Origin of the sequence: Lysinibacillus sp. A4 (assembly GCF_024919535.1) — a bacterium.
In the GTDB taxonomy this organism is placed as follows: Bacteria; Bacillota; Bacilli; order Bacillales_A; family Planococcaceae; genus Lysinibacillus; species Lysinibacillus capsici.
This window is the reverse complement of sequence record NZ_JANWTB010000031.1, coordinates 1-2,458: the sequence shown is the minus strand read 5'-3', so window position 1 is coordinate 2,458 and position 2,458 is coordinate 1. Positions and strand designations below refer to the sequence as shown.

The window sequence follows — 2,458 nt, the reverse complement described above, 5'->3', positions numbered from 1 at the left end:
CGCCTATTCGTGAAGTAGGTCTTGAAGAAGGTGGTTGGCGTTTAGAGTCACCACGAAGAATGATTAGGCAGCATATGGATTTAATAGAACGATCACAAAAAGAAATTTATAAGATTATGGAATTTTCAAATCAAAAATTTTATAAAATTATGAATGAAGTAAAAGAAAATTAGATAAATTTAATAAAGCGCAGCCAATTAATCGGCTAGCGCTTTTTCTTCGTCTACTTCTACAAAATCGATTATCTCCGTTATATCATCAATTCCAAATGTTTCAGCGATTCTCTCGATATGTCCAAAGTTGATGTTTTTTCTCTTTCCAGTTTTCATTTCGCTAAGTGCTGCGTGTCTTATATCGCATTTCTCCGCTAACTTTCTCAAAGAGCCGACCTCATACTTTTCAATTATATAATCAATCTTAACAACTACTTGCTTAGCCATTTAAAATTCCTCCTAAAATATACTTGACGTTACGCAAAAGCGTACCATATAATGATAACAGAAGTGGTACTCATAAGCGTACCGAAATAAAAATTATCGGGAGGTTATCTAATGTTTACTCAAATACAAATTTTCGAAGTTGAACCTAGCTACAGTTACGTAGTTGAAAGAACTCAGATTATTGACGGTGTATATTTAGAAGTATTTAAGCAACCAGGATATGAAGATGATGCGATTCTATACATCGGTGATAACAAGATTTTATTCAAGTGGGATGATGAGGCACGCTCAATCTTTTCCGAATTGGATACCGCAGAACCTATCGAATTGCTGGCGATCCTTGCGCAAGCTCCGAAAGTATTAGCTTAAACTGAATCATACTCGCGACAACTGCGATTGGAGGTATTACTGCATGAAACCAATAAAAGAACGTAATGCGACAGCGCTGTCGCTTGAACGCGAATATAAGAAGGCGTACATTAAGTTGCTAACGAAAGCAGCCGCCAATACAGCGAAACAGGTAGACGCGTATTTTTTCGGTGAAGAAGGCGAAGATGGTGAACTTAGAGTGTGTTATTACGGTACAACAGCGTTTTCTATAGTAATAGCTCTATCTGTATACGTAATGGTGTAATAAACAATATTCCGAATTTGACTAGAGGCGGTTGCAGACGCTTCTAGTTTCTTTTTTTATAAATCGATATAGTTCGTGGGTATTTAGACTTATTTTAATAAAAAGTGTTAAGATGACAAAAAATTACCGAGGAGTTTTAAGTAAGGAGGCTAAGACATGCAAGTAATTGATTATCGTTCAACTAAATTCGTTATGATACCGTATTTTGAAATTAATTTACGTAAAAGTGTACGGATTTAATTTTTAATGTATATAAGTACAGTAGAGGTACTAAAGGTGTCTGAGTTTTATTTACGTAAAAGTGTGCGAAACTCATTTTTTGTGGCTATAAGTTTAGTAGGGAAGGAAATTAATTTTACTAAAAGTGCGACAAACGGAAATTTTGAGTATATAAGTTCAGTAGGAAGGAGTTTTTCTTTAAAAGTGTTAATAGAATTAAATTTTACAGACCAGTATATAGTAGGAAAAGTTTTTCATGCTTATTGTTGCAAAATGACATATTCAAGTCCGCTTAAGTATTAGAACAAGTTTTTCATTCAATTTGTCCCAAACGTCATTGAAAAATCGGTATATACAAAGTGAGGGCGAAGTTTTTTATATTATTTGTCCCAAAACACGAGGTTTTAGTGTGCAGTAAATAGTAGAACGAAATTTTTTCAAAATGTGATATCAAAATTAAGTTTTACATGGGAGTAAGAAGTAGAGAGAAATTTTTTATCCGTACTGTGTCCGAAACTGAATTTTTGTTCGGGTATACAAAGTAGGAGACAAATTTTTAACCGAAAGTGTTAACGAAATTAATTTACACTCGCAAATATATAGTAGGAGATTCAATTTCAACAAAAGTGATATCAAATCGGATGTTTTAGTGTGCTATATATAATAGCTAAGTTTTTTATTGAAAAGTGTTAACGAAATTATTTTTTACTCGGGAATATATAGTATGAGAATTAATTTTCAACTTTTCTCCAAAAGTGTTAATAGAATTTGATTTTAGTAGGCTAAATAAAGTAGGGGGTATTTTTTTAGTGATATCAAATTCAAATTTTACCGGGCAGTATATTGTAGAAATTATTTTTGAAATATTGTCCCAAAACGGAATACTTTACTGGGTGTATATAGTAGGAAGCAATTCCGTCGATCAATCGGCATGAAGTATTCAGCAAATAATCAGCAAAGGGAGAGATCTACATGCAACTTACATCAACTGAAAAAATCGAAATTTTATCATTAGATTTACGTACAAACGAAGCAGCGATTCGTAAGAACATGCGTAAAGCAGGCGAAGCAATCTTCGAAATTGGTAAGCATCTAAAACACGTCAAAGAGAACGTCATTGAGTCGGGCAAATGGACGGAATGGCTACAGTCGATGGATATTGATC

General features: G+C 33.6%; 4 protein-coding genes. 3 read left to right on the top strand and 1 reads right to left on the bottom strand.

Features of this window, described 5'->3' with window-relative positions; genetic code table 11:
• Nucleotides 1–197 precede the first annotated feature (197 nt).
• Nucleotides 198–440 (bottom strand): helix-turn-helix domain-containing protein, encoded by a 243-nt coding sequence (locus tag NY607_RS24105; protein WP_066036197.1) that lies wholly within the window; start codon nt 438–440, stop codon nt 198–200.
• Nucleotides 441–551: 111 nt separating this feature from the next.
• Between NY607_RS24105 and NY607_RS24100 the strand changes: the two genes are divergently transcribed.
• From NY607_RS24100 to NY607_RS24090, 3 genes are all read left to right on the top strand, one after another.
• Nucleotides 552–809, top strand: coding sequence for a hypothetical protein (locus NY607_RS24100; RefSeq protein ID WP_259420591.1), 258 nt, complete (start codon nt 552–554; stop codon nt 807–809).
• 43 nt (nt 810–852) lie between these two features.
• Nucleotides 853–1,074: a hypothetical protein gene (locus NY607_RS24095; RefSeq protein ID WP_259420590.1), complete on the top strand. Its 222-nt coding sequence runs from the start codon at nt 853–855 to the stop codon at nt 1,072–1,074.
• 1,191 nt (nt 1,075–2,265) lie between these two features.
• Nucleotides 2,266–2,458 (top strand): dimethyladenosine transferase (locus NY607_RS24090; protein WP_259420588.1); only part of this gene is annotated, 193 nt, incomplete at its 3' end.

Excerpts from the sequence above, each read along its gene's own strand:
- NY607_RS24095 (WP_259420590.1), top strand. The coding sequence starts at position 853 with ATGAAACCAATAAAAGAACGTAATGCGACAGCGCTGTCGCTTGAACGC.
- NY607_RS24105 (WP_066036197.1), bottom strand. The coding sequence starts at position 440 with ATGGCTAAGCAAGTAGTTGTTAAGATTGATTATATAATTGAAAAGTAT.
- NY607_RS24100 (WP_259420591.1), top strand. The coding sequence starts at position 552 with ATGTTTACTCAAATACAAATTTTCGAAGTTGAACCTAGCTACAGTTAC.